Origin of the sequence: Micromonospora chalcea, from assembly GCF_002926165.1 — a bacterium.
GTDB classification, from domain to species: Bacteria; Actinomycetota; Actinomycetes; order Mycobacteriales; family Micromonosporaceae; genus Micromonospora; species Micromonospora chalcea.
The window spans coordinates 145,974-168,543 of record NZ_MAGP01000121.1 but is presented as its reverse complement, the minus strand read 5'-3'; the positions used below and the strand labels follow the sequence as shown (position 1 = coordinate 168,543).

The 22,570-nt window shown below is 71.7% G+C and carries 18 protein-coding genes; 9 read left to right on the top strand and 9 right to left on the bottom strand.

Annotation, left to right across the window (positions count from 1 at the left end; all coding sequences use genetic code 11):
- The first annotated feature begins 701 nt into the window (after window positions 1–701).
- Window positions 702–2,468, top strand: a complete 1,767-nt coding sequence (gene rny, locus BAW75_RS19155) for a ribonuclease Y (RefSeq protein ID WP_030504155.1) — start codon at window positions 702–704, stop codon at window positions 2,466–2,468.
- Window positions 2,469–2,524: 56 nt separating this feature from the next.
- Here rny and BAW75_RS19150 read toward each other — a convergent pair whose 3' ends face one another.
- From BAW75_RS19150 to BAW75_RS19135, 4 genes are read right to left on the bottom strand one after another with little or no spacing between them, the layout of a single operon-like run.
- Entirely contained in the window at window positions 2,525–3,493 is a 969-nt protein-coding gene (locus BAW75_RS19150; RefSeq protein ID WP_104114431.1) for an amino acid ABC transporter permease, read from the bottom strand.
- On the bottom strand, window positions 3,490–4,197 hold the full coding sequence (locus tag BAW75_RS19145; protein ID WP_043325733.1) for an amino acid ABC transporter permease: 708 nt from the start codon (window positions 4,195–4,197) through the stop codon (window positions 3,490–3,492). The genes BAW75_RS19150 and BAW75_RS19145 overlap by 4 nt, the downstream gene beginning before the upstream one ends.
- Window positions 4,198–4,233: 36 nt before the next feature.
- Window positions 4,234–5,112: a glutamate ABC transporter substrate-binding protein gene (locus BAW75_RS19140; protein WP_043325728.1), complete on the bottom strand. Its 879-nt coding sequence runs from the start codon at window positions 5,110–5,112 to the stop codon at window positions 4,234–4,236.
- Between the two features lie 52 nt (window positions 5,113–5,164).
- Entirely contained in the window at window positions 5,165–5,920 is a 756-nt protein-coding gene (locus BAW75_RS19135) for an amino acid ABC transporter ATP-binding protein (RefSeq protein ID WP_030504151.1), read from the bottom strand.
- Window positions 5,921–6,117: 197 nt separating this feature from the next.
- Between BAW75_RS19135 and selD the strand changes: the two genes are divergently transcribed.
- Both selD and BAW75_RS19125 read left to right on the top strand, forming a co-directional pair.
- A complete protein-coding gene (gene selD, locus BAW75_RS19130; protein WP_104114430.1) occupies window positions 6,118–7,107 on the top strand; it encodes a selenide, water dikinase SelD in 990 nt (329 codons plus the stop codon).
- Window positions 7,108–7,319: 212 nt separating this feature from the next.
- Window positions 7,320–7,799 (top strand): hypothetical protein, encoded by a 480-nt coding sequence (locus BAW75_RS19125; protein WP_043325725.1) that lies wholly within the window; start codon window positions 7,320–7,322, stop codon window positions 7,797–7,799.
- Window positions 7,800–7,878: 79 nt separating this feature from the next.
- On the opposite strand, the gene BAW75_RS19120 is transcribed toward BAW75_RS19125, so the two are convergent.
- Window positions 7,879–8,106, bottom strand: a complete 228-nt coding sequence (locus tag BAW75_RS19120; protein ID WP_043325723.1) for a DUF2277 family protein — start codon at window positions 8,104–8,106, stop codon at window positions 7,879–7,881.
- Window positions 8,107–8,158: 52 nt separating this feature from the next.
- Between BAW75_RS19120 and miaB the strand changes: the two genes are divergently transcribed.
- Window positions 8,159–9,658, top strand: a complete 1,500-nt coding sequence (miaB, locus tag BAW75_RS19115; protein WP_104114429.1) for a tRNA (N6-isopentenyl adenosine(37)-C2)-methylthiotransferase MiaB — start codon at window positions 8,159–8,161, stop codon at window positions 9,656–9,658.
- A gap of 94 nt (window positions 9,659–9,752) precedes the next feature.
- On the opposite strand, the gene BAW75_RS19110 is transcribed toward miaB, so the two are convergent.
- Complete coding sequence (locus BAW75_RS19110) at window positions 9,753–11,375, bottom strand: cellulase family glycosylhydrolase (RefSeq protein WP_104114428.1); 1,623 nt, start codon at window positions 11,373–11,375, stop codon at window positions 9,753–9,755.
- A gap of 331 nt (window positions 11,376–11,706) precedes the next feature.
- A complete protein-coding gene (locus tag BAW75_RS19105; RefSeq protein WP_104114427.1) occupies window positions 11,707–12,915 on the bottom strand; it encodes a DUF349 domain-containing protein in 1,209 nt (402 codons plus the stop codon).
- A gap of 205 nt (window positions 12,916–13,120) precedes the next feature.
- On the opposite strand from BAW75_RS19105, the gene BAW75_RS19100 reads away from it, so the two are divergent.
- Genes BAW75_RS19100 through dapF form a run of 3 tightly spaced genes read left to right on the top strand, consistent with a single transcriptional unit; the run spans window position 13,121 to window position 15,628 of the window.
- The gene (locus BAW75_RS19100; RefSeq protein WP_104114426.1) at window positions 13,121–13,840 is read left to right on the top strand and encodes a class III extradiol ring-cleavage dioxygenase family protein; all 720 of its coding nucleotides are present in this window, start codon (window positions 13,121–13,123) and stop codon (window positions 13,838–13,840) included.
- Entirely contained in the window at window positions 13,837–14,742 is a 906-nt protein-coding gene (gene miaA, locus BAW75_RS19095) for a tRNA (adenosine(37)-N6)-dimethylallyltransferase MiaA (protein ID WP_104114425.1), read from the top strand. Before BAW75_RS19100 ends, miaA begins: the two co-directional genes overlap by 4 nt.
- Window positions 14,743–14,749: 7 nt before the next feature.
- On the top strand, window positions 14,750–15,628 hold the full coding sequence (gene dapF, locus BAW75_RS19090; RefSeq protein WP_104114424.1) for a diaminopimelate epimerase: 879 nt from the start codon (window positions 14,750–14,752) through the stop codon (window positions 15,626–15,628).
- Window positions 15,629–16,462: 834 nt separating this feature from the next.
- Here dapF and BAW75_RS19085 read toward each other — a convergent pair.
- Window positions 16,463–17,935 (bottom strand): NAD-dependent malic enzyme, encoded by a 1,473-nt coding sequence (locus BAW75_RS19085; protein ID WP_064447117.1) that lies wholly within the window; start codon window positions 17,933–17,935, stop codon window positions 16,463–16,465.
- A gap of 196 nt (window positions 17,936–18,131) precedes the next feature.
- Between BAW75_RS19085 and hflX the strand changes: the two genes are divergently transcribed.
- Entirely contained in the window at window positions 18,132–19,595 is a 1,464-nt protein-coding gene (gene hflX / locus BAW75_RS19080; RefSeq protein ID WP_064447118.1) for a GTPase HflX, read from the top strand.
- A 50-nt stretch (window positions 19,596–19,645) separates the two neighbouring features.
- Entirely contained in the window at window positions 19,646–21,343 is a 1,698-nt protein-coding gene (locus BAW75_RS32085; protein ID WP_146074859.1) for a hypothetical protein, read from the top strand.
- A gap of 57 nt (window positions 21,344–21,400) precedes the next feature.
- On the opposite strand, the gene lexA is transcribed toward BAW75_RS32085, so the two are convergent.
- Window positions 21,401–22,183, bottom strand: a complete 783-nt coding sequence (gene lexA / locus BAW75_RS19070; protein ID WP_043325711.1) for a transcriptional repressor LexA — start codon at window positions 22,181–22,183, stop codon at window positions 21,401–21,403.
- Between the last annotated feature and the right edge of the window lie 387 nt (window positions 22,184–22,570).

Here is a 22,570-nt window from a genome sequence, read left to right as displayed (position 1 = left end):
GTCCGGCACCGCCCCTGCCCCGTTGATCATGAAGTTGACGGCACTTCCCGTCCGTTTTGTCCAGGCCAACTTCATGATCGCGCCCGTCAACCTCATGATCGTGCGGGGGAGTGGTGGGTGGCGTCGATGGGGGAGGTGGCCTGAGCAGGTCGGGAGCGGCGAGGGGCGGTGCCGGACGGCGAGGTTTGTCCGGGCCTGTCCGGCATCTGATCACCACTGAGTGACGCTGCAACTTCTCTCCGTCCGGGTGGTTTGATCATGACTTCTTGACCGAACGGCCCCTCGCGACCTAGCCTCGCCATACAGGCTCACTTTGCCCGACCAGCGCAGGCTAAGCGCACAACATAGATCTCGTAACAGAACAGCATCACTTTGGCCAGCTACACCGGCCCTTGACGGAAGCTCCGGAACCTTTCGGAGCCTCCGACAACTGCAACCGGCCGCCAGCGGTGCCCCTCGCGGGTCACCGCCGACGGAAAGCTGCCCAGAACCAGCCGCTCCGGTCGGGCGTACAGAGCCGCAGGCGCGTGTCCTTCGCGCGTGTCCTGCGGCGCCGACGTTCAGGGGGAGGCGGCCATGGCGGGGCGGCACAGGTTCACCGGCGGTCTGCCACACGGCCCCGACCCCGCATCGGCGGGCGACAGCCCGGCCACCGGGTATCGACGAGCCGGCAACGCCGGCCGGGCCGGCGGAGCGGTTCGATGAGCGCCTTCGACATCGTTCTCCTCGTGGTGGTGCTGCTGCTCGTCGTGGTGGTGGTCGGCGCCGTGCTGTTCGGCGTGCGTACCCTCAAGCGGCTCAGCCTGGCGCCCGCGCCGGAGGATCCGGCGTTCATCGCGGAGAAGGACCGGCAGGAGCAGTCCCTCGCGGCGCTGCGGACCGCCGCCAGCGAGGCCAACAGCACCATCGACGTGGCGAAGTCCGCGGCCGCGGCGGCGCGGGCCGAGGCGGCCGCCGCGAAGGCGGAGGCGAAGGCGGCCCGGGCCGAGGCGCGGCGGGTGCTCGACGACGCCCGCGCCGAGGCGGACACCGTGCTGGAGCGCGCGCACAAGCAGGCCGAAGCGGACGCCGAGCAGTTGCGCGCCACCGCGCGGCGCAGCGGCGAGCGTGAGGTCGCGGTGCTGGCCGCCACCACCCGGGAGCAGGCGGCCGAGGTGGAACGCCGGGCCGCCCGGATGGACGAGCGGGAACGGCTGCACACCGAGGAGGTGGAGCGGCTGGCCGAGCGGGAACGGCAGCTCACCGCCGCCACCGCGGCGCTCGCCGCCCGGGAGGCAGCCCTGGCCGAGCGGGAGCGGACGCTGACCGAGGTGGAGGAGCAGCGCCGCCGGGAGCTGGAGCGGGTGGCCGGCCTGACCGCCGACGCGGCCCGCGCCGAGCTTGTCGAGTCGATCGAGGGGCAGGCGAAGCGGGAGGCCGCGCTGCTGGTCCGGGAGATCGAGGCGGACGCGCGGGGCAGCGCCGAGCAGCGCGCCCGCAACATCGTGGTGGACGCCATCCAGCGGGTCGCCAGCGAGCAGACCGCGGAGAGCGTGGTCAGCGTGCTGCACCTGCCCGGTGACGAGATGAAGGGGCGCATCATCGGCCGGGAGGGGCGCAACATCCGCGCCTTCGAGTCGGTCACCGGCGTCAACCTGATCATCGACGACACGCCCGAGGCGGTGCTGCTGTCCTGCTTCGACCCGGTACGCCGGGAGGTCGGCCGGGTCACGCTGGAGAAGCTGGTCCTGGACGGCCGGATCCACCCGCACCGGATCGAGGAGGTCTACGACCTGGCCCGGCAGGAGGTGGAGGAGCTGTGCCACCGGGCCGCCGAGGACGCGCTGGTCGAGGTCGGCATCACCGAGATCCACCCGGAACTGGTGACGCTGCTGGGCCGGTTGCGCTACCGCACCTCGTACGGACAGAACGTGCTCAAGCACCTGGTGGAGACCGCGCACATCGCCGGCGTGATGGCGGCCGAGCTGCGGCTGGACGTGCCGACGATCAAGCGGTGCGCGTTCCTGCACGACATCGGCAAGGCGCTCACCCACGAGGTGGAGGGCAGCCACGCCATCATCGGCGCGGACGTGGCCCGCAAGTACGGCGAGAGCGAGGACGTGGTGCACGCCATCGAGGCGCACCACAACGAGGTGCCGCCGCAGACCATCGAGGCGGTGCTGACGCAGGCGTCGGACGCCTGCTCGGGCGGGCGGCCGGGCGCGCGGCGGGAGAGCCTCGAGGCGTACGTGAAGCGGCTGGAGCGGATCGAGGAGATCGCGGCCGGCAAGCTGGGCGTGGAGAAGGTCTTCGCCATGCAGGCGGGCCGGGAGATCCGGGTGATGGTCAAGCCGGACGACGTGGACGACATCGGCGCGGCGGTGCTGGCGCGGGACGTGGCCAAGCAGATCGAGGAGGAGCTGACCTATCCGGGTCAGATCCGGGTGACCGTGGTGCGCGAGTCCCGGGTCACCGAGATCGCCCGCTAGACCGGGGAACACGAAAGGGCTGGCCGTTCACGGCCAGCCCTTTCACGTGTGGCGGGTCAGACGCCGCCGGCACCCTCGGCCTGCGAGGTGAGCGCGGCCGGTGGCGGGGCCGGCGCCGGGGTGCCGGCGCTCTTGCGGCCCTGGGAGAGCCGGTGCTGGACGTACTGGGCCAGCTTCGACAGCGAGTAGTTGATGGCGATGAACAGCACGGCGATCACCACGTACACCTGGATCGGGTTGCCCAGGACGCCGATGATCTGCTTGCCGATGTTGAGCGTCTCCTCGTAGCTGATGATGAAGCCCAGCGAGGTGTCCTTGAGCACCACCACGAGCTGGCTGATCAGTGCCGGCAGCATGATCCGGAAGGCCTGCGGCAGCAGGATCAGCCCGGTGGTCTGGAACGGGGAGAGCCCGATCGCCGAGGCCGCCTCGGCCTGCCCGGAGGGCAGGCCCTCCATGCCCGAGCGCAGGATCTCGGCGATGACCACGGAGTTGTAGATGGTCAGGCCGATGACGAGGTACCAGAGGTTGTCGAACGAGGCGCCGAACTCGGGGAAGCCGCGCGCCACGAAGAAGATGGTGATGACGACCGGCAGGCCGCGGAACACCTCGACGCAGACCCGGGTCACGGCGGCCAGCACCCAGCTCAGCCCGCGCAGCAGGTACGCCACCGGTGCGGCGGCTCCGGTGAAGCGCCGCCGGGTCAGGCTCTTGAGCTGGATCCGCAGGACGGCGAGCAGGGTGCCGACGACGAGCGACGAGACGATGGCCAGCGCCGCGGCGATCAGGGTGTTCTTGAGGCCGTACCCGATCCGGTCCCAGACGAGCGGGAAGTTCTCGTTCGAGGGGTCGACCAGCGGCCCCCACAGCTCCATCGAGAACTGGCCTTTGTCAGCAAGCGGCCGGTAGATGAACAGGTAGGCGCCGGCCAGCACCACCACGACGGCGACCAGGCTGCTGATGAGCGTGACGCGTCGCTGGCGCGGCCCGGGAACGTCGTAGAGGACGCTGCTCTGCTGGCTCATCGGGCCACCGCCTGTCGCTTCTCGATCCGGTCCAGCAGGGCGCCGAGCGGGACCGTCATGATCAGGTATCCGACGGAGATGCCGATCGCCACCGGAATGAAGGGGTAGCCGCCGGCGGAGGTGAGCTGATCGGCGGTCTGCGAGAGGTCACCGACCACGCCGAAGAAACCGACGAGCGCGGAGTTCTTGATCATCGCGATGATGACCGAGCCGAGCGGCACCACCGAGGCCTTCCAGGACTGCGGGAGCACGACGTGCCGCAGGTTCTGGCCGAAGGTGAGGCCCAGCGAACGCGCCGCCTCGGCCTGCCCGGGCGGCACCGCGTTCACGCCGGAGCGCAGGGCCTCGCAGACGAACGCGGCGGTGTAGAGGACCAGCGCGATCAGGCCGAACCGGAAGTAGGGCAGGTCGGTGCCGAGCCGGCTGAAGATCGAATCCAGGCCCGGGATACGCAGGAAGTCGGCGTTGGAGCCCAGCGCCGGCAGGCCGAACGCGGCGAAGAACAGCACCACTGTCAGCGGCAGGTTACGGAAGATGTTCACGTACGTGGTGCCGACCGCGCGCAGCGGCGGCACCGGCGAGATTCGCAGCACCGCCACGACGGCGCCCAGGATCAGGGCGCCGATCGCGGCGAGAAAGCAGATCTGGAGGGTGAGCCAGAACCCGCCCGCGAAGACGTCGAACTTGTCGATGAGCACATTCACGGGTCGGTTTCCTCCCCACCCTCCGGATCTAGCGGATCAGTAGCGGTTGACGGCGGGCGGGTCGCCCAGGGTGGCGCCGAACTTGCCGGCGGTGTCGTCCCACGCCTTCTTCCAGCTGCCATCCTGGAACGCCTTGTCGAGCGTGTCGTTGATGAAGTTACGGAAGTCGGTGTCCTCCTTCTTGACACCGATGCCGTAGGGCTCCTTGGTGAAGTTGTCGCCGGCCATCTTGAAGGACGCCTCGTCCTTGGCGATGTAGCCGAGCAGGATGACGTTGTCGGTGGTGACGGCGTCGACCTGCTTGCCCTTCAGGGCGTCGCGGCACTTGTCGTAGGTGTCGAAGAGCACCAGCTGGGTGCCGACGTCCTTGACGTACTTCTTGATCTCCTCGGCCGGGGTGGAGCCGGTGACCGAGCAGACCTTCTTGGTGCCGTCCTTGAACGAGTCGGGGCCGGTGATGGCCGCCTCGTCCTTGCGGACCATGATGTTCTGGCCGGCCTCGTAGTACGGCCCGGCGAAGGCGATGCGCTCCTTGCGCTTGTCGTTGATCGTGTAGGTGGCCGCGACCAGGTCGACGGTGCCGTTCACGATGACGTCCTCGCGGACCTTCGACGGCGTCTCGACGTACTCGATCTTGTCCTCGGGGATGCCGAGTGCCTTCACGATCAGCTTGGCGACCTCGACGTCGAAGCCCTCCGGCTTGCCCGACAGGCCCTTCTGGCCGAAGCCCGGCTGGTCGAACTTGGTGCCGACCTTGATCTTCTGGGCCTTGCTCAGCCGCTCCATGGTGCTGCCGGCCGCGAAGTCCTTGCTGCCGGCGCCGGTGCCCTCGTCGTCGCTGTCGCCACCGCAGGCGGACAGGCCGAGCGCCAGAGTCGCCGCCGCGGCAACCGCCGCCACGCGCTTGTAACGCATACTCAATCTCCTTCTTCGACGGAGCCGCCGGGACGACTCCAACTACGGACGCTCAGTGAGTGAGGATCTTGGAGAGGAAGTCCTTGGCCCGCTCGCTGCGCGGGTTCGCGAAGAACTCGGCCGGCGGCGCGTCCTCGACCAGTTGCCCGTCGGCCATGAAGACCACCCGGTTGGCGGCGTGCCGGGCGAAACCCATCTCGTGGGTCACCACGACCATGGTCATGCCCTCGCTCGCCAGGGACGTCATCACGTCCAGCACCTCGCCGACCATCTCCGGGTCCAGCGCGCTGGTCGGCTCGTCGAAGAGCATCGCCTTGGGCTGCATGGCCAGCGCGCGGGCGATCGCCGCCCGCTGCTGCTGACCGCCGGAGAGCTGCGCCGGGTACTTGTCCGCCTGGTTGGCGATGCCGACGCGGTCGAGCAGCGCCAGGCCGCGCTCGCGGGCGGCGGCCGGCTTCTCCTTGCGCACCTTGACCGGCCCCAGCGTGACGTTCTCCAGGATGGTCTTGTGGGCGAAGAGGTTGAACGACTGGAAGACCATGCCGACCTCGCTGCGCAGCTTGGCCAGGGGCTTGCCCTCGGCCGGCAGCGGCTGCCCGTCGAACGTGATGGTGCCCTTGTCGATGGGCTCCAGCCGGTTGATGGTGCGGCACAGCGTCGACTTGCCGGAGCCGGACGGGCCGATCACCACGACCACCTCGCCCCGGCCGACGGAGAGGGACACGTCGTCGAGCACGTGCAGCGGCCCGAACCACTTGTTGACCCCGTCGAGCACGATCAGCGGGTCGCCCGTCGTCACGTCGTCCACCGTCCCTGTCGTCCATGCCGGAATTGGGGTCGAGCGACCCCCGGTTGGGCAACTGTAGGCGCGGTGATGTGGCAGTACGCAACTCAGATGGTCACGGAGCGGTAACACCGGTCACCTGCATACCGGCACGTCCGAATTTTGTCACAGTCCGGGTGGGCCGAGTGGCGCCGAAGGCGCTGGCCAGAGATCATGAGGTGATGACCGACCCGATCCGGCTGACCGACTACGCCCGCGGTGGCGGCTGCGCCTGCAAGATCCCTCCGGGCGAGCTGGAGGCGATGGTCGCCGGCCTCGGCGCGACCGGCGGCTCCGCCGACCTGCTGGTCGGGCTGGAGAACGGCGACGACGCCGCGGTGGTCCGGCTGGACGAGCGTACGGGCCTGGTCAGCACCGCCGACTTCTTCACCCCGGTGGTCGACGACGCCTACGACTGGGGCCGCATCGCCGCCGCCAACGCGCTCTCCGACGTGTACGCGATGGGCGGCACCCCGCTCGTCGCGCTGAACCTGCTCTGCTGGCCGCGCGGGGTGCTGCCGCCGGAGATGGCCCGGGAGGTGCTGCGCGGCGGTCTGGACGTGGCCCGGGAGGCGAACTGCCACCTGGCCGGCGGGCACAGCGTGGACGACGACGGCCCGAAGTACGGCCTGGCGGTCACCGGCGTGGTCCGGCCGGAGGAGCTGATCACGCTGGACGCCGGGCGGGCCGGGCTGCCGCTGTCGCTGACCAAGCCGCTCGGCGTGGGCGTGCTCAACACCCGGCACAAGCAGACCGGCCAGCGTTTTCCCGAGGCGGTCGAGTCGATGGCCCGGCTCAACCGGGACGCGGCCCGCGCGGCGGTGGCCGCCGGCATCCGCTGCGGCACCGACGTGACCGGTTTCGGCCTGCTCGGGCACGCCTCGAAGCTGGCCCGCGCGAGCCGCCTCACGGTGGCGATCGACGCGGCGGCGGTGCCGTACCTGCCGGGCGCGCGGGAGGCGATGCGCGACGGGTACATCAGCGGCGGCACCCGGCGCAACCTGGAGTGGGTCACCCCGTGGACGGACTTCGGCGACGCGGACGAGGGGGAGCGGCTGCTGCTGGCCGACGCGCAGACCTCGGGCGGCCTGCTGGTCGCCGGTGAGGTGCCCGGTGGGACCGTCATCGGTGAATTGCTGCCGGCCTCGGAGCACCTGATCCGGGTTCGCTGAACGCGCCGGTGGGCGCGGCGGGAACGCGAACGCGGCACCGTACCCGATAAACTGTCATCTTCCAGCTACTCTGGGCAACGTCGCCCGAGGGAATTTTGCCCGGAATGGTCACAGACCGGTAACTTGCGCCCGGCTGAGGGCAAATGCCCCCCACCATCGTCAGTAGGGCCCGATCCGGAGGCCGGTGGAAACGAGCGCGGCGAGGAGGCGGCATGACCGAGCTGTGGAACTGGAGAATCGACGGCGGCGAGCCGGTGGAGGTCTACCCGGCACTGGCCGAGGCGCTCGGCCGGGTGGTGATGCCCATGGCCGTCGCCGACCCGATGCGGCTCCCCGCGTACGCGGTGGTCTGCGACGTGTGGGAGGCGCCCGGGCTGTACGGCACCGTGGTCGACTGTTACGGCGTGCCCGAGAGCCTGGCCGAGCTGCCCGCGCTCGCGGCGCTGGCCCGGCTGCTGGGCCGCAACTGCCTGATGCGCGACGACACCCTCGACGCCGGCCGGCACCTGCTGTTCGCGCCGGACGGCACGATCCGCCCGGTGCACTTCGACGTGGCCGACACCGACGACGGCGAGGTGCTCAGCCACCACCGGCTCTGCACGCAGGCCGACCCGCGCTGCCGGGGCTGGTCGCAGTGCCACCGCTCCCGCTGGGCCCCCGACACGGTCGCCCCGGCGCTCGCCGCCGCCTGACCGCGAGCGCCGGCCGGAGGCGGTGACCGGCGCTCGCCGCCGTGCCCCCGCCCGGCGGCGAGCCGTGGCGGCCCCGGGCTCAGTCCCGGGTCGCCGGCTGCTGGCCCCGCACCACGAGCTGGTCGAGCAGCGTCGCGGTGGCGGCGGCCACGGCGTCCACCGCGGCGTCGAACGCGGCCGCGTTGTGCGCCGCCGGGGTACGGAATCCGGAGATCTTCCGGACGTACTGCAACGCGGCGGCGCGGATGTCCTCCTCGGTCACCACCGGGACGTACGGCTCACGCAGGGTCTTGATGCTCCGGCACACGGCTCCTCCTCGTTCGATCCGATCAGCTCCACCCGGATACGCTGTCCGGGTCATGACTACCGCAGCCGCGGGCAGCCCGCGCACCTACCAGGTGCGTACGTACGGCTGCCAGATGAACGTGCACGACTCCGAGCGCATCTCCGGCCTCCTCGAGGACGCCGGGTACGTGCGTGCCGCCGAGGCCGACGAGCAGCCCGACGTGGTGGTGTTCAACACCTGCGCGGTCCGGGAGAACGCCGACAACCGGCTCTACGGCAACCTGGGTCATCTGCGCCCCGTGAAGGCCAAGCACCCCGGGATGCAGATCGCCGTCGGCGGCTGCCTGGCCCAGAAGGACCGGGGCGACATCGTCCGCAAGGCGCCCTGGGTGGACGTCGTCTTCGGCACGCACAACATCGGCTCGCTGCCGGCGCTGCTGGACCGGGCGCGGCACAACACCGCGGCCGAGGTGGAGATCCTGGAGTCGCTGGAGGTCTTCCCCTCCACGCTGCCGACCCGGCGCGAGTCGACGTACGCCGGGTGGGTCTCGATCTCCGTCGGCTGCAACAACACCTGCACGTTCTGCATCGTGCCCTCCCTGCGCGGCAAGGAGAAGGACCGCCGCCCCGGCGACGTCCTCGCCGAGGTGCGCGCGCTCGCCGACGCCGGCGTGCTGGAGGTGACGCTGCTCGGGCAGAACGTCAACTCGTACGGCGTCGAGTTCGGCGACCGGTACGCCTTCGGCAAGCTGCTGCGCGCCTGCGGCGACATCGACGGGCTGGGGCGGGTGCGGTTCACCAGCCCGCACCCGAAGGACTTCACCGACGACGTGATCGCCGCGATGGCGGAGACGCCGAACGTCTGCCACTCGCTGCACATGCCGTTGCAGTCCGGCTCGGACGACGTGCTGCGGGCGATGCGCCGCTCGTACCGGTCGGAGCGTTACCTGGGGATCATCGAGAAGGTCCGGGCGGCGATGCCGGACGCGGCGATCACCACCGACATCATCGTCGGCTTCCCCGGCGAGACCGAGGCCGACTTCGCCCGCACGCTCGACGTGGTCCGGGAGGCGCGGTTCTCCTCGGCGTTCACGTTCCAGTACTCCAAGCGCCCCGGCACCCCGGCCGCCACGATGGACGGGCAGTTGCCCAAGCAGGTCGTGCAGGAGCGCTACGAGCGGCTGATCGCCTGCGTCGAGGAGATCACCTGGGCGGAGAACAAGAAGCTGGTCGGGGAGACCGTCGAGGTGCTGGTGGCGGTCGGCGAGGGCCGCAAGGACGAGCGCACCGGCCGGATGTCCGGCCGTGCCCGCGACGGCCGGCTCGTGCACTTCGCCACCGGTGAGCTGGCCGGGCAGATCCGCCCCGGCGACATCGTGCACACAGTCGTCACGTACGCCGCACCGCACCACCTGAACGCCGACGGCGCGCCGCTGGCGCATCGGCGTACCCGGGCCGGTGACGCGGCCGAGGCGGGACAGGTTCCGCGTACGCCCGGGGTGCTGCTCGGCCTGCCGACGATCGGCGCGCCGGCCGCGGCGCCCGCCCCCACCGGCGGCTGCGCCGCCCACTGACCGGATGCAAGGAAGGGCCCCCTTTTAACACTCGGTGTTAAAAGGGGGCCCTTCCTCTACCGCAGGCGTTAATAAGGGGCCCTTCCTTGCACGGTCAGCAGGCGGTGCCGTTGAGCTTGACCGTGGCGGGGGCGGCGGCGGTGCCGTTGGCGGTGAAGCCGACGGTGACCGACGCGCCCGGCGCCAGCGACGACGCCCAGCCCGGCGCGGCGGCAGTCACAGTGGTGCCGGACTGCGTGACAGTGGCGTTCCAGCCGCTCGCCAGCGTCACCCCGGAGGGCCAGGTCCAGGTGGCCGACCAAGGGTTCACCGCGGCGGTGCCGGTGTTCTTGACCGTCAGCTCACCCTGGAAGCCGCCCGCCCAGGAGTTGATCTGCTTGTAGGTGGCGGTGCAGCCACCGGTCACCGGAGGCGGCGGGGTGGTCGGCGCCGGTGACGTGTTCGGCGTGCCGGTCGGGGACGGGCTGGTGGTGCCGCCACCACCGGTCGGCGGGATCAGGTACGGCGTGAGGATGTCCTGCTTCGGCTGGTTGATAGTGGTCCAGTCGTCGTTGGCGATGCCGCCCGTGTCACCGGAGTTCGGGTTCCACGACCAGTACGTGAACGACATGCCGTTCACGCCGGTGCCGGTGTACGCCATCAGGTTCTGCAGCCAGATCTTGTCCTTGGGGTCCTGCAGCGTGGTGCCGAACTCACCCATCATGATCGGCGCGATGTTCTGCTTGTACAGGTAACCCCAGTACTTGTCCCAGATGGCCGGCATGTTCGCCGGGTACGTCGGGTCGTCGAACCAGGCCTGCCGGTACACCGACGTGGCGTACTCGTGCGGCGAGTAGACCAGCCGGTTGGCCACGTTCAGCCGGACCGGGAACTGCCCGGCCTTGGACAGGTTGCCGCCCCACCAGCCGCAGTCCTCGTCGTTGCTGGGGTCGTTGTCCCAGACGTTCGACAGGCCGCCGCTCGGGCAGCTCACGCCCTCCACGAAGATCAGCCAGTTCGGCTGCACGCCGAGGATCGCGTTGCCGGCCCGCTCGGCGGCCAGCCGCCAGTCCCGCGCGGTGTCGCCGCAGCCCCAGCAGGCGCCGGTGGCGGCCGGGTTGGTGCCCTCGGCGTGCGGCTCGTTGTGCAGGTCCGCGCCGATCACTGTGGTGTTGCCGGCGTACCGCTGGGCCAGCATCTTCCAGTCGTTGATCCAGGTCGCCTCGGAGACGGTCGAGGTGTACCAGAGCGGCGACTGCCCGGCCGACGTGGGCCGGTGCCGGTCCAGGATGACCCGCATCCCCTTGCTGCCCGCGTAGTCGATGACCTTGTCGAGGATCTGCAGCGGGGAGAGCCCGATCAGGTCCGGGTTGACGAAGTCGTTGATGCCGGTGGCTGTCGCGCCGGACTTGAGCGCGTCGTTCGAGTACGGAATCCGCAGCGTGTTGTAGCCCAGCCGGGCCATGGTGTCGAGCTGGCCGCGCCACGGGTTGCTCGACCACAGCCCGTGGAACGTCTTGTTGTCGGTCTCCATCCCGAACCAGTTGATGCCGGTCAGCCGGACTGTCGCGCCCGTACTGTCGACGATCTTGTTGCCGCTGGTGTGCAGGTAACCGGTGCCGGTGCCACCGGCCGCCGCGGCGGCCGGTGTGGTGGAGGCGGCGGCGGCGACGAGAACGCCGGCCGCAGCGGTGGCGAGCGCCGTCAGGGCGCCGCCGAGGGCGGTGCGTCGGTGCATGGGAGCTCCACTTCGGATGCCCGCGCCGCGCAGGCGCCGCGGGCGGCAGGACCAGGAGGCACGTCCCGCTCGTCATCGAGTACGCGCGCAGCGCGCGCCGGGCCGTGTCGTGTGGACGGCCAACCGCGAGATGTCGCACCGGCGACCGTCGACGGCGGGATCAGCCGTCGGTGCCCTCGTGCCGGTGCCTGAACCTGGCTCCGCCGCTCATTCTGATCAGCCCGCCTCGATGCGTCAACCCGGCCCGGACGCAGGTGAGCCCCCGGGCCGGAACGGCCGGGGGCTCACCTGATGTGTCTGTCCGCCGGCCTGCCCGGCCGGGGTGCGTGCGTCAGCCGGCCTGCTCGGCGAGCTGGAGGAACTGCCGCTTCGACGCGAGCGCCTGCTCGGCCTCCTTGATCCGGCGGGCGTCACCGGCGGCCTGGGCCCGGGCCAGCCGGTCCTCGGCCTCGGCGACCTGGGCGCGCATCTGCGCCAGCAGCGGGTTGTCCTCCTTGGAGGTACGCCGCCACGCCGAGTCCATCACCTCGCGGACCTTGTCGTCCACGGCCCGCAGCCGGCGCTCCAGCCCGGACGCGGCCTCGCGGGGCACGCGACCGGCCTCGTGCCACTGCGCCTGGATCTCCCGCAGCTTCGCCTGGGCGCCCTTCGGGTCGGCGTCGACGTCGAGCGCCTCGGCCTCGGCCAGCAGCGCCTGCTTGCGCTCCAGGTTGGCGCGCTGCTCGTTGTCGCGTGCCGAGAAGACCTCGCTGCGCCGGCTGAAGAACTCGTCCTGCGCGGCCCGGAACCGTTCCCAGAGCTTCTGCTCGGCCTCCTTGGCGGCGCGCGGCGCGGCCTTCCACTGGGCCATCAGGTCCTTGAGCTGCCCGGCGGTGACGCCCCAGTCGGTGGAGTCCTTGAGCTTCTCCGCCTCGGCGACCAGCTCCTCCTTGACCGTCTGCGCCTGCTTGCGCTGCTGGTCCAGGGAGGCGAAGTGGGCGCCCCGGCGGCGGGTGAAGCCGTCCCGCGCGGCGGCGAACCGCTTCCACAGCTCACCGTCGGTCTTCTTGTCGACGCCGCGGATGGTCTTCCACTCGTCGAGGATCTCCTTGAGCCGGTCCCCGGCGGTCTTCCAGCCGGTCGACTCGGCCGCCAGCTTCTCGGCCTCCTCGACCAGGGCGGTCTTGCGCGCCAGCGCCTCACCGCGGGCGGCCTCGCGGGCCGCCTTGGCCTCGCCGGCCTTCTCCTCGGCGACGACGGCGAGCTTGTCCAGCCGGGCGGCCAGCGCGTCGAGGTCACCGACCACGTGCGCCTCGGCCAGCGAACCGCGGATCCGCCGGATCGTGGTCAGGGAGTGGCCGGCATCAGCCGCGCCCGAGTTGAGCCGGGCCTTGTTCAGGTCGACCTCGGTCACCAGATCGGCGTAGCGCCGGGCGAAGTGGGCGAGCCCTTCCTCCGGTGCGCCCGCCTGCCAGGATCCGACCACCCGCTCGCCCTCGGTCGTCTTGACGTAGACGGTGCCGTCCTCGTCCACCCGTCCGAAGGCAGTCCAGTCGCTCATGTGCCCATCCTCGTTCTCCCGGCGTCGGGGGGACAGTCCCCTCGAATCGCCGCCACGGCGCAGCAAACTTTCTCCCGGCATTGTCACAGGTCCGACCCGGTCCGTGTCGAGCGCCTGCCGTCGACCGTGACCATACGGTGTCGTACGCCCTCGATGACCGGATCGGCGCGGGGACGCACCGGCGGATCCCGATAGGTTTGGGGGCGTGCCACTGGTCGCCGCCGCAGTCTGCCCCCATCCGCCGCTTATCGTGCCCGAGCTGGCCGGCGCCGCCGCGCCCGAGCTGGACGACCTGCGCGCCGCCGCCGACGCCGCTGTCGCACGGCTGCTCGCCGCCGGGCCCGAGGCGGTCCTGCTCGTCGGAGCAGGGCCGGAGACCGTCCGGTTCGACGCCGCCGACTGGGGTTCCCTGCGCGGCTTCGGGCTGGACCGGCCGGTGCGGCTGTGGAAGATCTCCTGCTCCGGCGCGGAGCGCCTGCCGCTGAGCCTGACCGTCGGCGCCTGGCTGCTCAACCGTTCCGGCACCGAGCTGCCCCGCCTGGCCCGGTCGGTGGCCCACGACGCCACACCGGCGGAGTGCGCGGCGTTCGGCGCGAGCCTGATCGCCGACGACGATCCGCGGGTCGCGCTGCTCGTGCTCGGTGACGGGTCCGCGTGCCGCGGCGTCAAGGCGCCGGGGTACGACGATCCGCGCGCCGAGGCGTACGACGAAGGGGTTGCGGTTGCCCTGGCCGACGCGGACGCGGCGGCGCTGCGCGACCTGGACCCGGTGCTGTCGGCGCAGCTGCGGGTTGCCGGGCGCGCGCCGTGGCAGGCGCTGGCCGGCGCGGTCGACGCGGCCGGCGGCGACTGGCGGGGTGAGCTGGGTTACCACAGCGCGCCCTACGGCGTGGCCTACTTCGTGGCGAACTGGGAGCGGGCATGACCGTCGTGGCGGTGGTCGGGCCGACCGCGGCCGGGAAGTCGGCGCTGAGCATCGCGCTGGCGCACGCGCTCGGCGGCGAGGTGGTCAACGCCGACTCGATGCAGCTCTACCGGGGCATGGACATCGGTACCGCGAAGCTGACGCCGGCCGAACGCGAGGGTGTGCCGCATCACCTGCTGGACATCTGGCCGGTGACCGAGCCGGCGAGCGTCGCGGAGTACCAGGCGCTGGCCCGCGCTGCCGTCGACGACATCCTGGCCCGGGGGCGGGTGCCGCTGCTGGTCGGCGGCTCCGGGCTGTACGTGCGGGCGGTGCTCGAACAGTTCGAGTTCCCCGGCACCGACCCGGCGCTGCGGCAGCGGCTGGAGGCGGAGCTGGCCGCTGTCGGCCCGCTGCCGCTGCACGCGCGGCTGGCCGAGGCGGACCCGGGGGCGGCGGCGAGCATCCTGCCCACGAACGGACGGCGGATCGTGCGGGCGCTGGAGGTGATCGAGCTGACCGGCGCGCCGTTCACCGCGTCGCTGCCGTCGCCCACGCCGTACTACCCGTCGGTGCAGCTCGGCGTCGACCTGGACACCGCGTCGCTGGACGAGCGGATCGCGCTGCGGGTGGACCGGATGTGGGCCGACGGCCTGGTCGACGAGGTGCGGGCGCTGGTCGGCGAAGGGCTGCCCGAGGGCCGTACCGCCAGTCGGGCGCTCGGCTACCAGCAGGTGCTGCGGTTCCTGGCCGGGGAGCTGACCGAGGCGCAGGCGCACGAGGAGACCGTCCGCGCGACCCGCCGGTTCGTCCGGCGGCAGCGCTCCTGGTTCCGGCGCGACCCGCGCGTGCACTGGCTGGACTCGGCGTCGCCCGGGTTTCTCGACACTGCCCTGCGGGTGGTCGCCGAGCATCGGCCATGATGGGGGCGTGGAGTTCACAAAGGGTCACGGCACCGGCAACGACTTCGTCATCCTGCCCGACCCGGACGGCACCCTCGACCTGACACCCGGCCTGGTGGCCGCGCTCTGCGACAGGCGGCGCGGCCTCGGCGGCGACGGCGTGCTGCGCGTCGTACGCGCCGCCAAGCACCCCGAGGGTGTCGCGCTCGCCGGTGAGGCCGAGTGGTTCATGGACTACTGGAACTCCGACGGCTCGTTCGCCGAGATGTGCGGCAACGGGGCCCGCGTGTTCGTCCGCTACCTGCTGGACCGTTCGCTGGCCGCGGCCGCGGCCGCCGCCGCTGCCTCGTCCTCGTCCTCGTCGGGCGGGATGCTGCCCATCGCCACCCGCGCCGGCCTGGTCCGGGCCCGCGTCGAGGGCGCGGACGTGGCGGTCGAGATGCGCCGCCCCCGGCTGTACGACACGGCGACCGCCACGCTCGGTGGGCTGACGCTGCCCGGCGCCGCAGTGGACGTCGGCAACCCGCACCTGGTGTGCGCGCTGCCCGCCGCGCTGGAGCTGACCGGCCTCGACCTGACCCGCGCGCCCGAGGTGGACGCCGGGACCTTCCCGGCCGGGGTGAACGTGGAGTTCACCACGCCCGGGGAGCCGGTGACCGGCGCCGACGCGCACGTGCTGATGCGGGTCTACGAGCGCGGCTCGGCCGAGACGCTGTCCTGCGGCACCGGCGCGTGCGCGGTCGGCGCGGTGGCGTTGCGCGACGCCGGCCTCGACACCGGCACGGTGGCGGTGGACGTACCCGGTGGACGCCTCACGGTCACCGTGACACCCGACTCCTGCTGGCTGTCGGGCCCGGCGGTCCTGGTGGCCACCGGCACCCTGACCCCGTCCGCCCTGACCCCCTGACCGCGCCCTCTCCGTCTGCGGCGCCCCCTTCGCGGTTGATCAAGGAGTTTGCGGGGGATTTCCGGCGTCCCAGTGACACGAACTCCTTGGTCAACTTGGGGTGTTCGCGGCCCTGGCACGCGGGGCCTTGTCCGTACCATCCCGCCCTGGCGCGCCGCCGCCCGGCATGATCAACACCAGCTCGCCGAAGTGGTGGTGCCGCGGAGCCTCTGATGGCACCACTTCGGGGAAGTGGTGTTGATCAAGGGCGATGATGCCGCCACTTCGGGGAAGTGGAGTCGATCAAGCCGGGGTGAGGGGGCATTTGTCCGACTTGTTCCCCTCGGGGTGGGGTGCTGTTGTGGATCTTGGAAGATTAGGGCCCCTCTGGCAGCCCCTCTGGCTGCCATTTCCTTCCAAGATCTCGCGTGGACGCGCGTCGGGCGACGCCTGATCCTCACGCGGGTGCGGGTGGCGTCGTAGCCGAAGAAGTGCGCGCGTGTGCTGAGAAGAGCGTCTGAGCCGGGCAACTCGCGTGCGGTGGAAGCTACGCCCCTGTCCCGGAAGCTGCTGGTGTGCCCGAATCGGCACGTGCACCCAGAAGCCGTGCGCGTGCCCGGAACGCGCGCGCTCGTGTCTCCGACCCGGCAGGGGCGTGCCCCGCGAGGAGGCGCTGTCCCGCGAGGAGGCGCTGTCCCGCGAGGAGGCGCTGTCCCGCGAGGAGGCGCTGTCCCGCGAGGAGGCGCTGTCCCGCGAGGAGGCGCTGTCCCGCGAGGAGGCGCTGTCCCGCGAGGAGGCGCTGTCCCGCGAGGAGGCGCTGCCCTGCGAGAGGGCGCTGCGAGCGGGAGGAGCGCGTCAGGGGGTGGCGCTGGCGTTCGCAGCGATCTCGGGCAGGTCCGCCGGGCCCGGGTCGGCCGCCGGCGCCGGCGTGGCGGCCGGGTTCTGGGCGGCGGCCCGTACCGCGGCGGCCACCGCCGGGGCGACCCGGGAGTCGAAGACGCTCGGCACGATCACCGTCGGGTTGATCTTGTCTTCGCCGACCACGTCCGCGATGGCCCGGGCGGCGGCGAGCGCCATCTCCTCGGTGAACTCCTCGGCGTGCGCGTCGAGCATGCCGCGGAACACGCCGGGGAAGGCGAGCACGTTGTTGATCTGGTTCGGCTGGTCGGAGCGGCCGGTGGCGACCACGGCGGCGTACTTGCGCGCCTCGCGCGGGTCCACCTCCGGGTCCGGGTTCGCCAGCGCGAAGACGATCGAGTCCTTCGCCATCTGGGCGATGTCGTCGCCGGTGAGCAGGTTCGGCGCGCTCACGCCGATGAACACGTCCGCGCCGCGTACCGCACCGGCCAGGTCACCGGAGTAGTTCTCCTTGTTGGTGTTCTCGGCCAGCCACTGCCAGGCCGGGTTGAGGTCCGGCAGGCCGCGGTGCAGGGCGCCCTGGCGGTCGTACGCGATGATGTCGCCCACGCCCTGGCGCAGCAGCAGCTTCATGATCGCGGTGCCGGCCGCGCCGGCGCCGGAGACCACGACCCGGACGTCCGCGAGCTGCTTGCCCACGACGCGCAGCGCGTTCGTCAGCGCGGCCAGCACGCAGATCGCGGTGCCGTGCTGGTCGTCGTGGAAGACCGGGATGTCCAGCGCCTCGCGCAGCCGGGCCTCGATCTCGAAGCAGCGTGGCGCGGCGATGTCCTCCAGGTTGATCCCGCCGTACGCGGGCGCGATCGCCTTGACGATCGCCACGATCTCGTCGGTGTCCTGGGTGTCCAGCACCACCGGCCAGGCGTCCACCCCGCCGAAGCGCTTGAACAGGGCGGCCTTGCCCTCCATCACCGGCAGCGAGGCGGCCGGGCCGAGGTTGCCCAGGCCGAGCACGGCGGTGCCGTCGCTGACCACGGCGACGGTGTTGCGTTTGATGGTGAGCCGGCGCGCGTCGGCCGGGTTCTCCGCGATGGCCATGCAGACCCGGGCCACACCCGGGGTGTACGCGCGGGACAGCTCGTCGCGGGTGCGCAGCGCGACCTTCGGGGTCACCTCGATCTTGCCGCCGAGGTGCAGCAGGAACGTGCGGTCGGAGACCTTGCGGACGTCCACCCCGTCGAGCGCCGTGAGCGCGTCGACGACCTGGTCGGCGTGCCCGGCGTCGGCGGTGTCGCAGGTGAGGTCGACGATCACGTGCGCGGGGTCGGAGTCGACCACGTCCAGCGCGGTGACGATGGCCCCGGCCTCGCCGGCGGCGGTGGTGAGCCGGCCGATGGAGGAGGCGTCGGCGGGTACCGCGATCCGGATGGTGATGGAGAATCCGGCACTCGGCAGTCGTGTGTTGGCCACGAGAAACTCCTCCGTCGGCGCTGAGCGGCTCGACTGGCATTTCTACTCGCCCGCGCAGGTCGCCCGGCATCCGCCCCCGCTACCGGTCAGTAGCGTCACGGGCATAAGGCAGGTGCGTCGGGCGTTGTCACATGTCAGGATTGCTGTCACGCGCCGAAAATTCTCGGCGATGCACATAACGGACAGGAGACGCAGTTTGCGCGAGCAGGAGACCTTCCATCCCTACACCGACGACGAGCTCGAGGCCACCACGGGCGAGTACGAGCTGTCGGAGCGGCAGGCGCTGCGGCGGGTCCCCGGCCTCTCCACCGAACTCACAGACATCACCGAGGTCGAATACCGCCAGCTGCGGCTGGAGCGGGTCGTCCTGGTCGGCGTCTGGACCGAGGGCACCCAGACCGACGCCGACAACAGCCTCACCGAACTGGCGGCGCTGGCCGAGACGGCCGGCTCGCAGGTGCTCGAAGGGCTGATCCAGCGCCGGCACCGGCCCGACCCGGCCACGTACATCGGTCGCGGCAAGGTCGACGACCTGGGCGCGGTGGTGCTGTCCACCGGCGCCGACACGATCATCTGCGACGGTGAGCTGTCGCCGTCGCAGCTGCGCAACCTGGAGCAGCGCACCAAGGTCAAGGTGGTCGACCGGACCGCCCTGATCCTCGACATCTTCGCCCAGCACGCCAAGAGCAAGGAGGGCAAGGCGCAGGTCGAGCTGGCCCAGCTCGAATACCTGCTGCCGCGCCTGCGCGGTTGGGGCGAGACGCTGTCCCGGCAGACCGGCGGTAGCGGTCGCGGCGGTGGCGCCGGCGGCGGCGTGGGCCTGCGCGGTCCCGGTGAGACCAAGCTGGAGACCGACCGGCGGCGTATCCGCCACCGCATCGCGCGGCTGCGCCGCGAGATCAAGAGCATGGCGACGGTACGCCAGACCAAGCGCTCCCGACGCACCCGTAACGCGGTGCCGGCGGTGGCCATCGCCGGCTACACCAACGCCGGCAAGTCCAGCCTGCTCAACCGCCTCACCGGGGCGGGCGTGCTGGTGGAGAACGCGCTGTTCGCCACGCTGGACCCGACCACCCGCCGCGCCACCACGTCCGACGGGCGGCTCTACACGCTGTCCGACACGGTCGGCTTCGTCCGGCACCTGCCGCACCAGATCGTCGAGGCGTTCCGCTCGACGCTCGAGGAGGTCGCCGACGCGGACCTGGTCGTGCACGTGGTCGACGGCACCCACCCGGACCCGGAGGAGCAGGTCCGGGCGGTACGCGAGGTGCTCGCCGAGGTGGGCGCCGACCGGCTGCCGGAGCTCCTGGTGGTGAACAAGACCGACGCCACCGACGAGGAGACGATGCTGCGGCTCAAGCGGCTGTGGCCGGACGCCGTGTTCGTCTCCGCGCACAGTGGCCGCGGGATCGACGAGCTGCGCGAGGCGGTCGAGCGCCGGCTGCCCCGGCCGGCCGTCGAGGTGCGCGTCGTGCTCCCGTACGACCGGGGTGACCTGGTCGCCCGGGCGCACCGGCAGGGTGAGGTGCTCAGCACCGCTCACCTGCCCGAAGGCACGCTGCTGCACGTACGGGTGGGCCAGGGGCTCGCCGCCGAGCTCGCGCCCTACCGGGCGGGGGATCGGCTGACCAGCGACGAGCGGGTGGGCGCCGGACGGTGAGCCGTCCGGCGTCACCCGCCGGAAACCCGCGTCGTGCGACACTGAGCGTCATGCGGCACGTTGTCTCCTCGGTCACGCTCGCGCTCGGCCTGGTCGGCGCGGTCGTGGCGCCGGCCGGGCCGGCCCCGGCGGCTCCCGCCGCGGCCCCCGTGCTGGCCGCGGCTCCCAAGAAGAAGTGCACGGTCGAGGACAACCGCCTCCGCGAGCTGTCCGGCCTGATCGCCACCAGCAGCGGGTACGTCGTGATCAACGACGGCACCGACGACCCCAGCCGCAAGCGGGTCTTCTACCTGGACGCCAAGTGCAAGGTCGAGAAGGAGGTCCGGTACTCCGGTGACGGGCCCTTCGACACGGAGGACCTGGCGCTCAGCCCGGACCGCAAGACCCTCTGGATCGCCGACACCGGCGACAACGTGGAGAAGAAGACCCGCCGGGAACGGGTCGCGGTCTGGACGATGCCGCTGAGCGGCGCGAAGCAGCCGGTGCTGCACCGGCTCAGCTACCCGGGCAAGGAGCCGCACGATGCGGAGGCCCTGCTCGTCGGCGACGACAACATGCCGCTGGTGATCACCAAGGACCTGTCCGGCAAGTCGGAGATCTTCACCCCGACGGTGAAGCTGAAGGCCGCCGGCGACCCCGAGCCGATCCCGATGAAGAAGGTCGGCGAGGTCACGCTGCCGAAGACCGACACCGAGAACAAGCTCGGCTCGCCCGGGCGGGCGCTGGTGACCGGCGCGGCCCGTTCACCCGACGGCAGCAAGGTCGTGCTGCGCACGTACGCCGACGCGTTCGAGTTCGACGTGTCGGGCGGCGACATCGTCAAGGCGCTGACCACCGGTAAGCCGCGGATCACCCCGCTGGCCGACCCGTTCGGCGAGGCGATCTCGTACACGCCCGACGGCAAGCTGTTCGTCACCGTCTCCGACGGCGGGACGCTCGACGACTCGGACCCGATCGACATCCTCAGCTACACGCCGTCCACCACCGGGGTGGAGGCGCTTCCGAACGGCGGCAAGGCCGAGACGAAGGCGGCCGCCGAGAAGTCGTGGCTCGAAGGGCTCTCACTCGACGAGATCACGTACCTGATCGCGGCGGTCGGGGTGATCGGCGCGCTCCTGGTCGGCGCGGGCGTCTTCGGGATCCTGCGGTCGCGGCGCAAGCCCGCGCCGCGGGCCGAGGAGCCGGAGCGCAGCGGCGAGTTCCCGGTGAACGGCGGGTTCCCGTCGGCGGAACGGCCTGACGCCCCGCGCGGCGGCGTCTACGGCGGTGGCCAGGGCGGCGTCTACGGTGGCCCGGCGAACGGCGACCGTCCGCCCTCGGGCGGTGTCTACGGCGGTGGCCGGCCGGGCGGCGGAGTGTACGGCGGCGGCCCTCAGGAGGGCGGCCGTGGCCAGGGCGGTGGCCGTCCCCCGGGCGGCACCCGTCCGCAGGGTGGTGGGGTGTACGGCGGCGGCGCCCCGGCCGGCGGCGGAGGTCGCGGTGGCGGTGTCTACGGCGGTGGCCAGGGCGGCGGTGGCCAGGGCGGTTCAGGTCGTGGCGGTCAGGGTGGCGGCTACGGCGGCGGCCCGGGTGGGCCCGGTTACCGCGGGCAGCCCGGTGGCGGGCCGCGCGGAGGCGGCGGCCGGGGCCGGCCGCCGCGTCGCGGCCAGGACCCGCGTGGCGCGCGCCGCGACGACGGCTACGACGACCGGGGTCAGTACGGCCCGGTGTCCGGTGGTGGCCGGGAGTACCGGGGCGACCGCTACTGAGACGACACGGAAAAAGGGGTGACCGCGACGGTCACCCCTTTTCGCGCTGCTGTGGGGTCAGATGCGGCGCAGCACCGCCACCACGCGACCCATGATGGTGGCGTCGTCGCCGGGGATCGGGTCGAAGGCCGGGTTCTGCGGCATCAGCCAGACGTGCCCGTCCCGCCGCCGGTAGGTCTTGACCGTCGCCTCGCCGTCGAGCATCGCGGCGACGATGTCGCCGACCTCGGCGTTGGGCTGCTGCCGGACGACCACCCAGTCGCCGTCGCAGATCGCCGCGTCGAGCATCGAGTCGCCCTTGACCTGGAGCATGAAGACCTCGCCCTCGCCGACCAGCTCGCGGGGGAGGGGGAAGATGTCCTCCACCGCCTGCTCGGCCAGGATCGGCCCACCGGCGGCGATGCGGCCCAGCATCGGCACGTACGCCGGGGTGGGGCGCTGCGCGCGGGCGGCCTCGTCGTCGGCCTCGCCCGGGGCCCGGACGTCGACGGCGCGTGGCCGGTTCGGGTCGCGGCGCAGGAAGCCCTTCTTCTCCAGCTCCTTGAGCTGGTAGGCGACGCTGGACGGGGAGACCAGGCCGACCGCCTCACCGATCTCGCGCACGCTCGGCGGGTAGCCGTGCCGCTCGACCCAGGTGCGGATGAACTCCAGGATCCGCCGCTGCCGGGCGGTCAGGTCGACGCTCGTCGGGTCGGGGAAGCTGCTCACCACCGGCGTGACCGGGCGTACCGCCGCCGGGGCGGTGCGGCTGCGGGCGGCGCGGGGGCGGCGGGTCGCCGGAGGACCCGCCCCGTCGTTCGGCTGCGGGTTCTTCTGCCGGCTGGCCCGGTCCTCGGTCACGTCCGTCCCTCCCTGGTCGGCGCTGGGGTGCCTCGTCGGCTCGTGGTGCGTGTGGTCTGACCGTATAGGTGAGATCGGTCATTTTCAAACATCTGTACGACCTGCTGTCGGCGTGTCGTGCCGAATTCCTGGATTTCCGAACTGTTGTTCTGATAGAAGAGTACGCCGCTCGTACAGATGTTCCATTGAGGCGGGCCGTGTCCAGCGCGGGAGGCCGTCCGTTGGGCTCCTCGGCGGGGTCGGGCCGACCGTGATTCTGATGACGCGCCGGACACGTCCGCCAACTTGACCTCGCTTGGGGTTCGGCATACGGTCGACCCCTAGATGTAGTAGTCACACGGGCGTAAGTCGCCCACAGGTTGGGTTCAACTACCGAACGCACTCCCG

What these genes read in the sequence shown, in the direction of transcription:
- rny (WP_030504155.1), top strand. Translation starts at nt 702, where the DNA reads ATGAGCGCCTTCGACATCGTTCTCCTCGTGGTGGTGCTGCTGCTCGTC.
- BAW75_RS19150 (WP_104114431.1), bottom strand. Translation starts at nt 3,493, where the DNA reads ATGAGCCAGCAGAGCAGCGTCCTCTACGACGTTCCCGGGCCGCGCCAG.
- BAW75_RS19140 (WP_043325728.1), bottom strand. Translation starts at nt 5,112, where the DNA reads ATGCGTTACAAGCGCGTGGCGGCGGTTGCCGCGGCGGCGACTCTGGCG.
- selD (WP_104114430.1), top strand. Translation starts at nt 6,118, where the DNA reads ATGACCGACCCGATCCGGCTGACCGACTACGCCCGCGGTGGCGGCTGC.
- BAW75_RS19125 (WP_043325725.1), top strand. Translation starts at nt 7,320, where the DNA reads ATGACCGAGCTGTGGAACTGGAGAATCGACGGCGGCGAGCCGGTGGAG.
- miaB (WP_104114429.1), top strand. Translation starts at nt 8,159, where the DNA reads ATGACTACCGCAGCCGCGGGCAGCCCGCGCACCTACCAGGTGCGTACG.
- BAW75_RS19110 (WP_104114428.1), bottom strand. Translation starts at nt 11,375, where the DNA reads ATGCACCGACGCACCGCCCTCGGCGGCGCCCTGACGGCGCTCGCCACC.
- BAW75_RS19105 (WP_104114427.1), bottom strand. Translation starts at nt 12,915, where the DNA reads ATGAGCGACTGGACTGCCTTCGGACGGGTGGACGAGGACGGCACCGTC.
- miaA (WP_104114425.1), top strand. Translation starts at nt 13,837, where the DNA reads ATGACCGTCGTGGCGGTGGTCGGGCCGACCGCGGCCGGGAAGTCGGCG.
- BAW75_RS32085 (WP_146074859.1), top strand. Translation starts at nt 19,646, where the DNA reads ATGCGGCACGTTGTCTCCTCGGTCACGCTCGCGCTCGGCCTGGTCGGC.